This is a genomic window from Sinomicrobium halophytocola (assembly GCF_052983395.1).
The window spans coordinates 272,936-291,231 of the sequence record NZ_JBRKIT010000028.1; the positions used below are offsets into that span (position 1 = coordinate 272,936).

Annotated in this window: 9 protein-coding genes; 8 read left to right on the plus strand and 1 reads right to left on the minus strand. The window is 46.5% G+C overall.

The window, feature by feature from the left end; all coding sequences use genetic code 11:
- Positions 1-8: 8 nt before the first annotated feature.
- Positions 9-3,986 (minus strand): two-component regulator propeller domain-containing protein, encoded by a 3,978-nt coding sequence (locus ACVBDY_RS12145; RefSeq protein ID WP_447175752.1) that lies wholly within the window; start codon positions 3,984-3,986, stop codon positions 9-11.
- Positions 3,987-4,447: 461 nt separating this feature from the next.
- Between ACVBDY_RS12145 and ACVBDY_RS12150 the strand changes: the two genes are divergently transcribed.
- The 8 genes from ACVBDY_RS12150 to ACVBDY_RS12185 all read left to right on the plus strand — a co-directional run bounded on the left by ACVBDY_RS12150 (position 4,448) and on the right by ACVBDY_RS12185 (position 18,288).
- Positions 4,448-7,477 (plus strand): SusC/RagA family TonB-linked outer membrane protein, encoded by a 3,030-nt coding sequence (locus ACVBDY_RS12150; RefSeq protein WP_447175753.1) that lies wholly within the window; start codon positions 4,448-4,450, stop codon positions 7,475-7,477.
- Positions 7,478-7,493: 16 nt separating this feature from the next.
- Positions 7,494-9,023, plus strand: coding sequence for a RagB/SusD family nutrient uptake outer membrane protein (locus ACVBDY_RS12155; RefSeq protein ID WP_447175754.1), 1,530 nt, complete (start codon positions 7,494-7,496; stop codon positions 9,021-9,023).
- A gap of 16 nt (positions 9,024-9,039) precedes the next feature.
- Positions 9,040-10,041, plus strand: coding sequence for a right-handed parallel beta-helix repeat-containing protein (locus ACVBDY_RS12160; protein WP_447175755.1), 1,002 nt, complete (start codon positions 9,040-9,042; stop codon positions 10,039-10,041).
- A 224-nt stretch (positions 10,042-10,265) separates the two neighbouring features.
- Positions 10,266-11,444 carry a glycoside hydrolase 5 family protein gene (locus tag ACVBDY_RS12165; RefSeq protein ID WP_447175756.1) on the plus strand — a complete coding sequence of 393 codons (1,179 nt, stop codon included), beginning with the start codon at positions 10,266-10,268 and terminating at the stop codon, positions 11,442-11,444.
- A gap of 8 nt (positions 11,445-11,452) precedes the next feature.
- Complete coding sequence (locus ACVBDY_RS12170) at positions 11,453-12,487, plus strand: glycoside hydrolase family 43 protein (RefSeq protein ID WP_447175757.1); 1,035 nt, start codon at positions 11,453-11,455, stop codon at positions 12,485-12,487.
- 76 nt (positions 12,488-12,563) lie between these two features.
- Entirely contained in the window at positions 12,564-13,595 is a 1,032-nt protein-coding gene (locus tag ACVBDY_RS12175; protein WP_447175758.1) for a glycoside hydrolase family 43 protein, read from the plus strand.
- Positions 13,596-13,748: 153 nt separating this feature from the next.
- The gene (locus ACVBDY_RS12180; RefSeq protein ID WP_447175759.1) at positions 13,749-14,744 is read left to right on the plus strand and encodes a glycoside hydrolase family 43 protein; all 996 of its coding nucleotides are present in this window, start codon (positions 13,749-13,751) and stop codon (positions 14,742-14,744) included.
- Between the two features lie 307 nt (positions 14,745-15,051).
- Entirely contained in the window at positions 15,052-18,288 is a 3,237-nt protein-coding gene (locus ACVBDY_RS12185) for a SusC/RagA family TonB-linked outer membrane protein (protein WP_447175760.1), read from the plus strand.
- Positions 18,289-18,296 lie beyond the last annotated feature (8 nt).

The following is an 18,296-nucleotide window of genomic DNA, read 5'->3' on the forward strand; positions in this document are numbered from 1 at the left end:
CAGATAAACTAATGAAGAAAATCCTGTTTCTTATTTTTGTCTGACCCCTGGTGTACATACTCCGTAGGAGTCATACCGAAGTGTTTCTGGAAGTTCCTGCCAAAACTTGTCTGGGATTTGTACCCCACATTTTCCGAGATCTCATAGATTTTCATATCGGTGGTCTTCAATAACTCGGCGGCTTTTTTGAGCCTGCTTATATTGATGAGTTCATAAGGGGACAGGTTGGAGACTTCCTTTATTTTCCGGTACAGGGTGGAACGGCTCATATGCATGTTTTCCGCCAGCAGATCTATATTGAGATCGGGATCTTTGAGGTTTTTATCTATGACCTTGTCGAGTTTGGATATAAAGGTCTTGTCCAGATTAGACGTAACCAGCGACTTTAGATGGGCCAGGGGTGAGCTTGAGTAATGGCCGAGTATGGTTTTACGGTTTTTCAGCAAATTGGATATCTGTACCTGCAGATGATTCATCGAAAAAGGTTTGGATATATAGGCATCGGCTCCGGATTCCAGCCCTTCTATTTTAGCATTCAAAGCACTTTTGGCCGTCAGCAGGATCACCGGGATATGACTGGTTTCCGTATTACCTTTTATAAGCCGGCACAACTCCACTCCATCCGATATAGGCATCATAACGTCACTTATAACCAGCTGTACTTCGTAATCCGTTATCATCTTCCAGGCTTCTCTTCCGTTCCCCGCAAGGAGCACATTGTAGGTTTCGGACAGTTCCCCGTAAATAAAATCGGCCAGTTCCTTATTGTCTTCTGCTATCAGGATAAGGGGAAGCTGCCTGTCCAGGTTGGGTTGCTGTGCTTTCGCATCCTGATTTCCGGGTTTCTCATGGTCTGCCGCCAATGTCTTAAACTCCTCATCCTGGTGGACAGGTATTTTGAGGATAAACGCGTTTACCCATTGTTTTTGTTCGTCAATATAAAGGCTTCCGTTGTGCAGTCCGGCCAGGGAATGCGCCAGGGAAAGACCTATGCCCGTACCGGTATTTTCGGCCTCCCCAGGAAGCCGGAAAAACGGTTCGAAAATACGCTTCTTCAAATGGGCTGGTATTACGGGACCGTCGTTTTCTATTTCAATGCTGAATTCTGTCTCACTGTGTTTCAGATTTACCCGAACCCGGCTTTTCGAGTATTTAATGGCATTGGAGAACAGGTTACTGAGTATTTTTTTTATCGCGCCTTCATCGACAAAAGCATAGATGTCATTATCGTCTTTCAACAGATCAAACCGCAGGTCTTTTTCCTGGATAAGCTGGCTGAAACGGATATAGGTTTCTTCCAGGACTTCACTGATATTTACCTCTACAAAACTCAGTTTTACATGTTTCATTTCCGTTTTCCGGAAATCCAGTAACTCGTTTACAAGGTTTAACAGCCTGGACGTATTTTTTTCCATTATCCCCAGGTTTTTGGGTATTTCGGGGGATTTATACTTTCCTTTCAGCAATTTTTCCAGCGGGCTGGTAATAAGTGTCAGGGGGGTACGGATCTCGTGGGCGATATTGGTGAAAAATTCGATCTTAGCCTCGTATATTTCCTTTTCTTTTTCGTTCTCAAGCTGAAGGATCTTCCGGTTGTTCTTGTTCTTTGTATATTGGTGGTAATATCTCAAAAGTGCATAGAAAGCAAGTAAAAGTATCAGGGTGTAAATGGCGTATGCGGTATTGCTGGCCAGGAAGGAAGGCAATACTTTTATTTCCAGCACATTGTTCTCTTCCCCCCATACCCCGTGATTGTTCACGGCTTTCACCTTAAACTTGTAATCGCCCGGTGGCAGTTCGGTAAAACTTACTTCGTGGTTTTTGTCCAGTGCAATCCAGTCGTCATTCAACCCTTCGAGCTTATACCAGTACCGGGTCATTTCCGGAGCGGTATAACTCAGGGAAGCAAACTCCAGGCTAAAGGTAGATTGCTTGTTATTGAGGGTAATATGACCGGAATATGTAATCGATTTTTCCAGCGGGGAACCTTCTTCTCCCACCCGTACCTCTTTATTATTTATACGGATATTGGTAATATACACCGGCGGATGTGAATTGTCCGGAAGAAAGGTATCCGGGTTAAAACGGATCATACCATTGACCCCTCCGAAATACATCTCCCCGTTCTCATCTTTAAAAGCGGAACTGTAGTTAAACTGATCGCTCAGCAAACCATTGGACTTGGTGTATATCTTTAGCTTTTCTGTTTCCGGGGTAAATTCCACAAGACCGTTGGAAGTACTTATCCAAAGTTTTTTATTTTCATCCTCGAGAATGGAATAGACAACATTGGTAGGAAAACCTTCTTTTTTGGTAAACCGGCGAAAATCGTTTGTTTCTTCACGTAAAAGGTTAAGTCCGTTTTCGGTGGTCACCCACAGACGGTTTTCGGAATCTTCAAAAATCCCGTTGACTACATTAGAACTCAGACTATTGGGATTACCCGGATCATAACCGTAAAATCCCTTGTTCTTTGTCTTCGGGTCAAAGTAAAACAGCCCGTCCCAGTAAGTCCCTGCCCAGAGTACCCCGTTATGATCCTCGATAAAACAGGTATAGTGATACACTTCCGGGAACCCCTGTAAAACCTCGAACGAATCCTTTTCCGGAAGGTACCGGTGAATACCGGAAGAGGTAAGTACATAAATATCCTTATTCCTGCTTTGATAAATAAAAAATATAAAGTCGCTCCGCAGTTGTCCTTCATCCTGCCCGGAACCAAAATGTTCGGTGACCTTTCCGGACCGTATATCCATGATATCCAGCCCGTGTTCAAAAGTTCCTATCCAGAGTTTATCCTCTATAGGCAATAGTCCGTGAATATTATAATTGGACAGCGGGCCTTTTTTTCCTACGGAAGAATAATTGATAAATTTCCCGGTTTCCGGGTCAAAACGATTGAGCCCGGCATCTTCGGTACCTATCCACAGATGCCCGAAACGGTCTTTTTTGATCTCTCTGACCGCATTACCGCTTATAGAATTTTCACCGACTTTGGGAAAATAGCGTAGCATGGGAGTGTATTGTTTGGGATAGTAATTGATCCCGCCGAAATACGTCCCTATCCAGATCCCCTCTTCCCTGTCCTGTACCAGTGCATATATGGCATTGTCCGATAGAGAATAAGGGTTGTTATAATTTTTTATAAGATTCTGATAAGTATGATCGCGAAGATTGTAAATATAAATCCCAGATTCGCTGGCAATCCATAATTCCCGGTCCCCTTTTTTCAGAAAATCCCTTACAAATAAGGGGTTCTCACTCTCTTTCAGCAGGCGTACCAACCTTTTTTGCGATTCCTTGTAAAGAAAAGCACCCCGGTTCTTTGTACCTATCCACAGGGAATCTCTTCCCCCGGAGGAAAGTGCGGTGATCATCAGTTCCTCCCCTGTTCCGTCCGAACCGGCCAGGTCGATTAACCGGAACGAATTATTATCCGGAATAAAGCGGTACAACTCCTCCGAAGAAGAAACAAATACTTCTCCGGATGTATTACACGTAACAAACGAAGCGTGAAAACGGTTAAACTTCTCTTCCTCTCCGGTAGCCATATCAAGTTTATACAGGTTACCGGCCACAATAAACCAGAGGTTTCCGTTTACATCTCCTTCGATATCCAGTATGGGCTGGTTTTTGGTACTTTCAATCAATGTAAACGATTCGGTCTTCTCGTCATAACGAAACAATCCCGTATCCGTGCCAACCCAAATGTAATTATCATATTCGTGCAGGCACCGTATAAAATTGCTGCCTATGCTCTTATCATCACCCGGTTGATGCTGAAATAATTTGAAGTTATACCCGTCATAACGGTTCAACCCGTCTTTGGTGCCGAACCACAAAAATCCACGCCGGTCCTGTAGCATACAGATCACCGAATTATGAGAAAGCCCCTCCTCTACCTTTAGTTTATTAAAAGCATACGTCTGGGCCCCCAAATCAACCGTGAGAAAGCAACATATTAAAAACAGGTAAAATATCCTCATAACTCTACAAATCAATTCATTTCACAGGAAACACACCTATACAAATCATCTCATCTTTCTTCAAATCATCCCAAAATACATGATTTCCGGGAATTATCAGAAAATTGATCTTTTTTGAGGAAAAATTGAAACAACTCTCCAATAGATATTCAAAATAAAATAATCTACTTTGGAAAAGTTAATTTAACAAAAATCAGGTGTTATTTTTTAATAATAATCATAAAAGGTATCTTATTTTTAATTAAATAATAATGTTAAAAATCCCTTCCCGGTTCAAAAATATATAGACCAGGGAATTGATTCTACAAATTGTTTCACCAAAACCAAAACCCAATCCCGATGGTTATCGGGATCAAAATGAAACTCTATAAAATGCCCGTAATCCCAATTTTCCGGATACCAACCGAAAATGATCATTAGGACATTCCATCCGACTGCTGAACAACAATAAATATGAACAGATGAAAACTAATCTAACACAGCTTTCCGGGTTTAGATACCTGTTATTACTCCCTGTATTATTGCTTTCACAGCACATACTCGCCCAGGGTACCGTGGAAGTTTCGGGAAGTGTGACCTCTGCAGACGGAGAACCCATTCCGTTTGCCAATATCCTGGTTAAAGGAACAAGTACGGGGACATCGGCGGACTTTGATGGTAATTTCACCATTGCCGTTGCCCCGGATGCCATACTGGTAGTATCTTATATTGGATTCAAGAAACGGGAAGTCCCGGTAAACGATCAGACTACCTTAAATATACAATTGGAAGAAGATGTCGCGGCACTTGACGAAGTTGTTGTTGTAGGCTACGGTACCCAGCGGAAAAAAGACCTTACCAGCGCTATCTCCATTGTACAGTCCGAAGACATCCAGAAGCGACAAACGACAACCATAGCCGAAAGCCTCCAGGGACTGGCGCCGGGAGTGAATGTACGTGGTGGCGGTCAGCCCGGCCAGGAGGCAAGAATTGAGATCAGGGGACTTAAAAACCTGCAAAGTGCCAACCCGCTTTACGTTATCGACGGATTAATCACTACGGCCAATCGCGATTTTAACCCTAATGATGTCGAATCCGTCCAGATACTGAAAGATGCCGCTGCAGCGGCAATATACGGATCAAGAGCAGCAAACGGGGTGGTTATTATTACTACCAAAAAAGGAATCAGCGGACCCCTCAAGGTAAGTGTCAGCTCTAAAATGAGCCTCACACAGGTACCTACCTACGATCTTGCAGGGCAGGAAGAATTTGCCAGGCTCAACAATATGGCCTATGACAATGCCGGGCTGCCGAGGCAAAACCTCGACATGAGCGTAAATACCGACTGGCAGGAAGAAGTTTTCCGTACAGGACTTATACAGGACCAGAACGTCAGTTTCTCCGGGGGCGGGGAAAATTCCACGTACTTTATTTCCGGAAACTACTTCGGAAATAAGGGTACCGTAGTCTCAACGGATTTCGACCGGGTTTCCTTCCGGGTAAATACCAGCGGTAAAAAAGGGATTTTCAGCGTCGGCGAAAACCTCGCCTTGTCCAATTCCAAAACCAATGAGATCGGGGGCCCCGAAACCTTAAGAGGTAACCCTTTTATCGACGTGGTTCGCCTGTTCCCCACCATCCCGGTTTACGACGATGAAAACCCCGGGGGTTACGGATACGGAAAATCGGGTGTGGCCAATACCTTTGCGGCAAACCCGGTGGCCATAGCAAACCTGATTGACAGGGAAGTTGAGAATTTCAGGATACGGGGAAATATCTGGGCGGAGATTGATCCTTTTCCTTTTCTTAAATATCGCTTCAATTTCGGTTACGAAACCAGCTTCGACGATTATCTCCACCTGAGACGCGAAGGAAACTGGACCTTAAACCAGCCTTACGAAGCTTCTTTCACCAACCAGAACAAAGCGCAATCCGAAACCCGGATTATTGAAAATACCATTACTTTCGACCAGCAGTTCGGCAAACATGATATCAGTCTGGTTGTAGGGACCACCTACCAGAAAGATAAATACGAACAAATAAACGGCACCAAGAGAAACCTGTTGGTAAACCCCAATACAGGAGAATATTTTGACGTCCTTGACTTGGGCGATCAGGGTATAGTGGGCGGTTTCCGCAATGAGTCTACCCTGGTATCCTACCTCGGAAGGCTGGAATACAACTACGACGACCGTTACCTCCTCAATGCCGTTCTGAGACGTGACGGCTCTTCCAAGTTCAGCGATGAGAACAAATGGTCTAACTTTCCCTCTGTCTCCCTGGGATGGAGGGTCAGCAACGAAGGTTTTTTCAACTCGGAAAAAATAAGCGACCTGAAACTGCGGGCCAGCTATGGCGAACTCGGTAGCGGAAACATAGGTAACTACGAATACATGGGCTTTATCAATACTTTCGGGGCCATTGTTCTGGGTAACGGCCAGGTGCTCTATCCTTCGGCAACCCAGGTACGGCTGGCCAATTCGCAATTGCGCTGGGAAACCCTCAAACAAACCAATTTCGGTATCGATATGGGATTGTTCGATAACAGGCTGCAGTTGACGGCAGATTATTTTATCGCCCGCACCGAAGACGTCCTTTACGGGTTCCCCATCCTGCTTTCCACGGGTAACGACGGTGAAAATCCTATTTCCAATGCAGCTACCGTAGAGAACAAGGGGTTTGAATTCAATGCAGCATACAATCATGTGGTCAATGACGATTTCAGCTTTAATGCTTCCGTAAACTTCAGTACCCTTAGCAACGAACTGATCTCGCTGGGGAACGGCCTGAACGAAAGCATACAGGGTAATACCATAACCCGTTCGGGCGAACCCGTAGGTATGTGGTATGTACTGCAAACAGACGGTTTGTTCCAGAATACCGAAGAGATCAGCAACTATACCAATTCGCAGGGCAAAGTCATCATGCCGGATGCGCTGCCCGGGGATATCCGTTTTGTAGACCTCAATGATGACGGACAGATCACCAACGAAGACAAAAGTGTGGTGGGAAGTCCCTGGCCCGACTTTGGAATGGGCTTCAATGCAGGAGCAAAATACAAGAACTTCGATTTTTCGATGAACTGGATCGGCTCTTTCGGAGCTACGGTCTATAATGGCTATCACAGTATTGTAGACCGTTTTGACGATGATAGCAACTACCGCGCGGGCATACGGCCCTGGACACCGGAAAACCCGGATACCAGTTTTCCCAGGGTAGTGAAAGGAACTTCGCTCAGCGCCCGTTCGGACAGTGACCGCTGGCTCGAAGACGGCAGCTTTGTAAGGCTAAAATACATCGGTCTGGGCTACAACGTCCCCGAAGATGTACTCACGAAAATAGGTTTTGACCGGGTAAGAATAAGCCTTTCCGCTCAAAATATCATCACCATAACCGGTTATGACGGCCTTGATCCTGAATTCAGTAATAACGACATCTTCCAGAGAGGTGTGGATCTCGGCGCTTTCCCTAATGTCCGTACGTATTCATTAGGTGTGGAATTTGGTTTCTAAACAAAAAACGATCGCAATGAAAAAAACAGCAATATTAATTACGATATTATGTTCGCTCCTGGCAGCGGTTTCATGCAGCAAAGACGAACTGGACCTGCAAAACCCCAATGCGCTTACTACAGACCAGTACTGGACCACTCCGGATGATGCCGAAAAAGGGGTGAACTCCATTTACGCCATGTTTTACAAAGACGGGCTGTGGGCAAGGTGGATCTATTTCCGTCTCGATCTTACTTCCGACGAAGGTTTTAGCAAAAGCCCCTGGGTAGAACTGGCGGACTGGACGCGGTTCAGCTACATCAATTACAACTTCTGGGAAGGGAATTCCGTGACCTGGCGCGATTCCTACAAAGCCATTTTCCGGGCCAACCAGGTACTGGCCAATGTTCCGGACATTGAATTCTCAAATGCCGACCGGAAAGAACAGATCCTCGCAGAAGCCAAATTCTTCAGGGCTCTGCATTATTACTATATCGGGGTGCTATGGGAAAACGCTCCCCTGGTACTGGAACCTTCCGAACCCGGCGACCTGCCGGCACAAAACACCAAAGAAGAAGTATTTGCCCAGGTAGAAAAAGACCTGAATGAAGCCTTTGCTGCCCTGCCCCCTACCTGGGATGCCGATCAAACGGGACGGCCTACCAAAGGTGCGGTAAAAGCCATGCTGGGCAAACTGTACATGCAACAACATCGCTGGGAAGAAGCTAAAACCGCCCTGGAATACCTGGTTACAGGCGAAGGTGCCATATACAGCCTGGCAGACAATTACGAGGATAATTTCACACACCTCAATGAAAACAACGGCGAATCCGTTTTTGAGATCCAGTACGGCGATCAGCGAAAAGGCGGTAGCGGGGAAGGTGCCGATGCTTCGGTTTCTACCACCAGGGCGCAGTTTTTTGCTCCGAGAGGTATAGGCTGGTCGGACGGGCAGGCACGATTCTGGCTCGTAGACGCCTTCAAACAGGAAAAAAACATACATGGGGATATCGACGAAAGATTGCGGTACACCCTGTTTTATCCCGGACTTTTTGACGACTTCGGAGATAAGGTTTACGGAAAGGACTGGGAATGGGATGAAGACGAAGCCTGGTTCCGCAAATACCAGAGAGATTATTACCGGGAAAACGAAGATTATTTCTCAGAAGTTAATTACCGCCTGATCCGTTATGCCGATATACTGCTCCGTTACGCTGAAGTACTCAACGAACTGGGTATGACTTCCGATGCCTACCAGTATGTGGATATGGTACGGAACAGGGCTGATATGCCTCCCCTGGCGGAAGCTTATCCTGCTATAGGCAATAACCGGGAAGCTTTCCTTAACCGGCTGAAGACCGAACGTGTCCTGGAGCTCTGCGGTGAAAGTGTACGCTGGGAGGACCTTAAAAGGTGGGGCGACCTGGACGACCAGGCATCGGTAGACGAAATTGCCGAAAGGGATCCCGACTTCGGGAATTTTGATATAGGGAGAGACATCCGCCTGCCCATACCCCAGGTAGAAGTGGAAAACAATCCAAATCTGGAGCAAAATTCCGGCTATTAAATAAATTTTATCAACCATGAAAGAACTAAAAACCTTACTAAAGTCTATTGTACTCTGTGCACTATTTTCTGCCTGTTCTCAAACCGATGATGCAACAGGTATAGATAACGAAACTTACGACGGCACCAATGCCGCAGAAGCTGTAATTTATCAAAAGGGTAACTCTACTGCCTCCCGGGGCGTTACATGGTATCTGCACGCTCAGGAGGGGCCGGATGAAACGGCTGATCTGCAAAGTTTGGTCGATCAATCATCTTCAGGTGATATTATCTTTATTCATGCAGGTAATCACTATTTTAGCGGTACGGTCCATGTCAATAAAAGCGGATTGACCATCAGGGGTGCCAACAACGGTACTGATCCCACAAATTATTTACGTAAAACCGGGCAGGGAGTATCGCTTCTGGATGTTGACCCCGGGGTTTTAAATACCGTCATCGATTGGATCTATATCGATGGGGGGAATTTACCTGAACCCAATATGCGTGTATTTGGCAATCAGACCAGTATCTATAATAGCCACTTTAGAAACAGTGATCATTCCGGCATTTTAATACACGAGGCTCATATGCTTCACATAGAAGGCGTTAAAGCATATTACAACGGTATTGTAGGTATTTCACAATGGGCAAGTTCGGACAATACGATAAAAAATTCCCAGACCTATGAAAACGGGGGAGAAGGAATTACCATAGACGGCGGCTCTCATAATTGTATTGTAGATAACGTATGGATCTACAGAAACAATAATCAGCAGCGGGGTGTTGGTGGTATAGGCATTGATCAGGCCAATGGTGCTAACATACGAAACTGTACGATAGACCAGACATTCGGCCACGCCATCCGGTTCCAGAACAACTTAAACCAGCCGAATGACGGGTGCCAGGTATATGATAACATGATTACGAACAGCCAGGGGTGTGCCATCAGTATAAACAAACCGCATCTGGTCACAAACTTTGGTCAATGGAATAACACGATGACCGGCAACACCGGAACAATTTGTTACGAAAACTAAGAAACCCCCGGGAAAAGGGAAAAAATTGAAAACACTCCTAACCGAAAGCCAATTACCCCGGGACAAGTGGCATGAGGCGGAAACCATAGATTACTTTTCGACACAAGCCTGCCTTGCGGTAGGCAGGCGTCGGAGCATTTAAATCTCACTTGGTGAGTAAAATCCCGGGTATGTATTGAATTAATCTGTCCGAAAAATGATCAGGGCATTTATACTATTATCAAATGAAGAAAATTTTGAACTGGAAACTGTATGTCATGCTCATCCTCATCCTGGTGAGCTGTAAAGAAAAGGAGAATAAAACCGAAACATCAGAAAAAGTCGAAACAAAAACCGAAATTATCGCACGTTCCATCTGGAGTAAGGAAAAGGCCAATCAATGGTATGCGGAACAACCCTGGCTTGTAGGGGCTAATTTTAATCCCAGTACCTCCATCAACCAGCTTGAAATGTGGCAGGAAGATACCTTCGACCCGGAAACCATAGACAGGGAACTCGGATGGGCGGAATCCATAGGAATGAATACCATGCGCGTATACCTTCACGACCTGCTTCACAAGCAGGACAAAGAAGGGTTTTATGAGCGGATAGACGAGTATCTCGGTATCGCCGACAAACACCATATCCGCACCCTGTTTGTTTTGTTCGATTCCTGCTGGGACCCTTTCCCCGAAACCGGGAAACAGCGGGAGCCCAAACCACACGTACACAACTCCGGATGGGTACAAAGCCCGGGACAGAAAGTCCTGCAGGACAGCAGCGAGTACGGGAGGCTGGAAAACTACGTAAAAGAGACCGTAGGCAGATTTAAGGACGATAAGCGTATACTGGGATGGGATGTATGGAATGAGCCGGATAACATGACCGGGGCTTCCTACGAAAAAGTGGAAATTCCCGATAAGGTTGATCTCGTTCTGCCCCTGTTGGAAAAAGTATTTGCCTGGGCACGGGAAGCCAACCCGAGCCAGCCGCTTACTTCCGGAGTATGGACAGGAGACTGGGATTCCCACAACCAAATGAAACCGATGCATAAACTGCAGGTAGAACAATCGGATGTCATATCTTTTCACAATTATGACCATCCGGAGGACCTGGAGGAAAAAATAAAACAATTACAGCGATACGGTCGGCCCATGTTGTGTACCGAATATATGGCCAGACCAAACGGCAGTACCTTTCAAGGCTTCCTTCCTATTGCACTGAAGTACAATGTGGGGATGTATAACTGGGGACTTGTAGACGGAAAATCACAGACCAAATACCCGTGGGACAGCTGGACAAAACAGTACACCGCCGAACCGGAACTCTGGTTCCACGAGGTTTTTCACACGGACGGAAGACCATACAAAGAAGCAGAAACCGAACTCATATCCAGGCTGACGACAGAAGCTAACGCCCGATAAACAAAACCATGAGACCAACCGTTCGCACAGTATATCTTTTACCGGCCTTATTTCTTTTTTATATCTGTAACGCCCAGCAACCCGATCCGCCGGGACAGGTTATCGAAGGAGAAAAAGCCGCTAACGAAGCCTATCTCTTCGCGCATATGACACACGAAGATTACGGCCGCCTGTATTATACGGTGAGTCTGGACGGACTTCACTGGTATGCCCTGAACCAGGGAGAAAGGGTCTTTGACGGTTACCATGGACACCCGGATATCGTCAAAGGCCCCGACGGACGTTACTTTATTGCCGGGAATACCAGCGATTCCTCTCCAGACATCAATATATGGGTTTCGAAAGACCTGGTAAGCTGGAAGAAACATGCCGTATATACTCCCGACCTCAGCTCTGTTCCCGGTTATCCCGACGCACTTCAGAGGATCGGTGCCCCGAAACTGTTTTATGACCGGGACTCCGGGAAGTTTATGATGACATGGCACACCCCGCATAAAGAAGGCACCAAAGAAGACCCGGAACGCTACTGGGCAAGCCAGAGAACACTTTATGTGCTCTCCGACGACCTGGTCACTTTCGAGGGACCTCCGCGGAAACTGTTCGAATGGGAATTCGGTACGATCGACGTTATCATCCGGAAAGTGAAAGGTGCCTACTATGCCATTTTAAAGGATGAGACCTACCCTACATTATACTGGCCTACGGGAAAAACCATTCGTATCGCCCGTTCCGCCTCCCTGTTTGGGCCTTATTCCTTACCGCAAGATCCCATTAGCCCCAATTTCAGGGAAGCCCCTGCCCTGATCCCTTCCCCGGACGGAAAAATATGGTATCTCTATTATGAACAGTACCCCGGAGTATCTTATGGTCTCTCCATAGCAGATAACCTCAACGGGCCCTGGTACCAGGCTTCCGGGTATACTTTTTTCAACGACTGGGATAAATATGCCCTCCCGGCCAAAGTGAGGCACGGCTGTATGATAACTATCTCCCGAAAGGAGTACGATCTGCTGGTCAAAAAATTCGGAATAGAAAAAAAATAAAAAATTAACTAACTCGGGGTAAGCCCGAGAGATATAAATCGGCACCTGGTTCTGGAAGAACAATAAAAATAAATAGATGAAAAAGAAAATTACGCTTGTAATATTGCTTATGTATGGCGGTCTCCTCTTCGGGCAGCAAAAAACGTTTACCAATCCCCTGCTGCCTTCGGGGGCAGATCCGTACAGTACCTATCACAACGGGTATTACTACTATACCCACACCACGGGAAACAAACTCATGCTTTGGAAAACCAAAAACCTGGCCGATCTTAAAAATGCAGAAAGTAAACTGATCTGGACTCCCCCGGAGGGTACTCCCTATTCCAAAAATATCTGGGCTCCAGAATTTCATATCATAGACGGCAAGTGGTATGTATATTTTGCCGCTGACGACGGGGACAATAACAATCACCGGATGTACGTCCTGGAAAACACTTCCGAAAACCCTTTTAAGGGAACATGGGAATTTAAAGGCAAAATAGCGGCATGGCCCGACCGTTGGGCCATTGACGGTAATGTTTTTACTTACAAAGACAAACTTTACATGATCTGGTCCGGCTGGGAAGGCCTTACCAATCATCAGCAAAACATTTATATCGCCAGGATGAAAAACCCCTGGACTATCGATAAGCAACGGGTGTTGATAGCGGAGCCTTCCTATGCCTGGGAAAAACAAGGTGACCTGCAGGACGCGAAGAACCCGCCACATGTAAATGTTAACGAAGGCCCCCAATACCTGGAACACGAGGGTAATGTATTTATCGTTTTCTCCGCAAGCGGATGCTGGACCGACTACTACGCCCTGGGACTGTTGAAACTGGAAGGCGAAGATATTCTGAACCCGGCCTCCTGGACCAAACACCCTGAACCTATTTTCAGCAGGTCCCAAGCCAACGGCGTTTATGCGCCCGGGCATAATTCCTTTTTCAAATCGCCCGACGGTACGGAAGACTGGATATTGTACCACGCCAATTCCAATCCCGGGGAAGGCTGCGGAAAGAAACGCTCCCCCAGGATGCAAAAAATACAGTGGAACGCCGATGGCACACCAAACCTGGGAAGGCCTGTACCTGAAAATGAACGTTTAACCATACCTGCTGAGAACTGAATTAATAACTAAACCCGAATATCAACAATAAAAACACCTTTATGATCTATCATTTTTTTATTCCCTGTTTACGCAACCGATTGTGTGAATAGCAAAGACCAAAAACAACCACGGTTGTATACATTTTAACAAACCACCAAAAACCAATAAATTATGAAAATGAATTTTTTTTACCTGTTTCCCGTAATGGCATTATTACTGAATGCCTGTGACGAATACTTCAACGGCGGTACGCCTAAAGAAGAGGAAGAAATAGTAACCCGGCAGATCTACCTGGCCGATCCCACCATTTTTGAAGATAATGGAACCTACTACCTGTACGGAACCAAAAATGACCCGGATATCCAGGGCGAAGGTTTCCTGGTCTATACCTCGGACGACCTGGTTCACTGGGAAGGCCCGGCAGGAGCTACGGACGGTTTTGCCATGAAAAAAGGAGATGCGTTTGGCAACGGCGGGTTCTGGGCTCCCCAGCTCTTCCACTACAATTCCAAATACTACATGGCCTATACAGCCGATGAACACATTGCCATTGCCACAGCAGACAGTCCGCTGGGACCTTTCACCAACGACGGCACAGCTATAGATGCCCCGGTAAAACAGATAGATCCCTTTATTTTCTTTGATAACGGAAAAGCGTATATGTACCACGTACGGCTACAGAACGGTAACCGGATCTTCGTGGCCGAAATGACCGAAGACCTCACAGCCATAAAACCCGAAACCCTGCAGGAATGTATCTATGCAGAGGAAGATTGGGAAAATACCGAAAACGCCGGATGGTCTGTAGCCGAAGGCCCCACTGTGGTTAAAAAAGACGGAGTGTATTACTTACTATACTCCGCTAACGATTTCCGAAACCCTGATTATGCCGTAGGATACGCGGTCAGCGATTCTCCTCTCGGTCCCTGGGAGAAATCGCTGGACAATCCCATTATTTCCGCTCATAATACCGGCGAACCGGGGTCGGGGCACGGGGATATCGTAAAAGATGAAAACGGGGAAACATTTTATGTGCTTCACACCCATGCTTCCACCCAGGCAGTACATCCCAGGAAAACGGCCCTCGTAAAACTCAATTTCCAGAATGGAGAGTTCGAAATGGTTCCGGAGAGTTTCAAATGGATACAAAGTGTTGTGGAAGACTAAGGTCCGGTAACCGGTTTTTTATACCCCCGCACAATTCCGGCAAATTATGGATTCAATCGGGAAAAGACAACTGTTTTCAAGGGTTCAACTCAGAAGTTCCAATCTTTTGACACTCTAAATATATGCAACCATCCGGACCTTCTCTGATATTCCGGCGGTTAGACCGATCCCACCGGTAAGAGTTGTCCGGTGCCCGGAATTGGAGGAGTCCGAACCCATATACTAACCAAAACGGCAGGAATATGCGTCTGTACGGGGCTTTGCAAATCCCATCGTACGGAAGGCCGGCAATATTAAATGAAACCACATGAAAAAAATACGAGAAGGTAATCTTTTACAATCATGTAAAGATTTACCTAAAAATACCATCATATTAACACTGTTCTGCATGATTGTAAATCATGCTTTCAGTAAAGGTTTTAACTCCGAAAATACATTTTTTTATACCAAAACCATACAGGAAGGAACCATAAGCGGAACAGTTGTAGACGCCCAAGGAATCCCCATGATAGGAGTCAATGTTGTGGAGAAAGGGACCCGAAACGGTACCACAACAGACTTTGACGGTGAATTTATCATGAAAATAAGTAAAACGCCGACAACGCTTGTGTTTAGTTATGTTGGTTTTTCCACTGTTGAAAAGGAAGTTACCGATGGTCAGTCTTTATCCCTTACCATGCAGGAAGATGCGGGCAAGCTCGATGAAGTGGTGGTCACCGCTTTCGGGCAGCAGAAGAAAAAAGCGGATCTTATTGGCGCCGTCACTTCCATTAAACCCGAAGAACTCCGTATGCCCATGAGCAACCTCACAGGAGCCATGCAGGGGCGGGTTGCCGGTATGATATCCTTTCAGCGCAGCGGGGAACCCGGTCTGGACAATGCGGATTTCTTCATTCGCGGGGTGGGCACCTTCGGGGTGAATAAAAGGCCATTGATCTTAATCGATAATATGGAAGTATCCGCTGATGACCTGGCCCGTATCCCCGTCGATGATATTGCCAGCTTTACGATTCTGAAAGACGCTACCTCCTCGGCTGTATACGGTTCACGGGGAGCCAACGGTGTTATCCTGGTCACGACCAAATTAGGTACTGAAGGACGTCCGCGGATCACGGTACGCGCAGAACAGCGTTATTCTGCACCTACACGAATGCCCGAAATAGCAGATCCGATAACCTTTATGAAACTGCATAATGAGGCCATCCTGACCCGCGATCCGCTGGCCCTTACCTTGTATTCCGAAGAAAAAATAGCGAGAACATTAGCCGGAGACGACCCCATAAGATACCCTTCGGTAGACTGGCTTCGGGAAGTAACCAAGCCGGGTACTCATACCCAAAACTATAACCTGAGCATACGCGGAGGCGGACAGGTAGCTACATACCTGGTGAGCGGTAACCTGACACAGGATAATGGTCTGATCCGCGTAAACCCTATAAATAATTTCAACAACAATGTGGATTTTAAGGTGTATAACCTGAGGAGCAATATTAATATCAACGTCACCCCTACCACCCAGCTTATGGTAAGGGCTATCGTTAGTTCCCGTAACTACAGCGGTCCTCCCGAAGGGGGGAGTTCATCGTTCCGCAATGCGCTCCGTGCCAACCCCGTATTGTTCCAGCCTATTTACGAACCGGGACCGCAACAGTCCTATATCGGTCATCCGATGTTCGGGAATTTTGACGATGGCAGCGGTAACCTCTATCTGAATCCTTACGCTGAAATTGTAAGAGGATATTCCGAATGGACAGATAGCAGAATGCAGGTACAGGTAGAGCTCAGCCAGGATTTCTCACAATGGGTGGAAGGACTTAGTTTCCGAGGGCTGGCCAATACTTCCCGCAAAGCCGTTATGCGCTACCGCAGACAGTACAACCCTTTCTACTACATGCCTACAAGTACAGATCCGGCCACCGGGAAATACTCATTTCTCAATCTCAACCCGCTTGACGGAACAGAACACCTGGATTACAGGGATGACGGAAGGGGACAGGAATCCACTTTCTACATGCAAAACGCACTCCACTATGACCGTACGTTCAATGAAAAGCACAAGGTGACCGGTATGTTTATTAATACTCTCCGGAGCAGCGTAGAACTCCCGCGCGACCAGGGAGGCTCCGTACTCAATACCCTACCGTACAGAAATGTTAGTTTTTCCGGGAATTTCACTTATGCTTTCGATGAAAGATACCATGCACAGTTTACCTTTGGTTACAACGGTTCCGAAGTATTTGCCAGAAATCACCGCTGGGGCTTCTTCCCGTCCGCCGGTATAGCATGGACCATACATAACGAATCGTTTATGGACCCCCTCAAGGATGTCATCAGTACGGCCCGACTGCGACTGACGCATGGTTTGGTGGGGAATGATAACATCAGTGACATCCGGTTTTTTTACCTCTCTGACATGAGCCTGAACGAAGGAGGCCGGAACCACGTCTTCGGAATAGGCCAGGGAGACGAAAACTATAAAAGAAATGGTATAAAGGTCAACCGCTATGCCAACCCTTATGTAACCTGGGAAGTTTCCAGACAGACCAACCTGGGGATAGACCTGGGCTTCTTCAACGGTAAACTTACCTTTACCGGGGATATTTTCCGGCAGATACGAAGCAAAATTGTACAAGAGCGTGAACATTTACCATCCATCATGGGCCTCGCAACAGAAGTACGGGCTAATATAGGTAAATACAAGAGTTACGGGTTTGACGGTGAGCTGGTATACAATCACAGTATCAATGAGAATCTATGGCTCCAGGGCCGGGGGACATTTACTTTTGCCCGCGGTGAATACCTGGCTTATGAAGAACCCAACTACGAGTATGATTACCTCAGTCTTATCGGCCAGGATGCCAACCAACGTCATGGTTATATCGCAGAACGCCTGTTTATAGACGATGAAGAAGTTTTTAACAGTCCGAGACAATCCTTTGCCGGTATGGTCATGGGCGGGGACATCAAGTACCTGGATGTCAATGGTGATGGCGTTGTCGATGATAACGACGTTGTACCTATCGGTTACCCGACCGTCCCGGAGATCAACTACGGTTTCGGGCTTACTTCCGGTTATAAAAACCTTGAAGTTTCTTTCTTTTTCACCGGCGCGGCACGGACCTCCCTGTTTATTAATCCCACGACCGGGGATGCCAATAACAGCGGGTCTGCTCCCTTCGGAAGTATAACTCATCCAAATGCACTTTTACAGCCCTGGGCAGACAGCCATTGGTCTGAGGATAACCGCGATGTCTATGCCTTATGGCCGAGGTTAAGCCAAAACCCGCTTTCCAACAATACGGTAAACAGTACCCATTGGATGCGTAACGGTGCATTTCTTCGGCTGAAACAAGCGGAGATCGCTTACACTTTGAACCAGGATTTTACACGTAAGTACAAAATTGACAGATTCAGGATCTATGTCAGCGGGACCAACCTGTTTAACATCAGTTCTTTTAAACTATGGGATCCGGAAATGGGCGGATCGGGATTGAGGTATCCGATACAACGGGTACTTAACCTCGGCGTACTCATGTCCTTATAACCCATCGA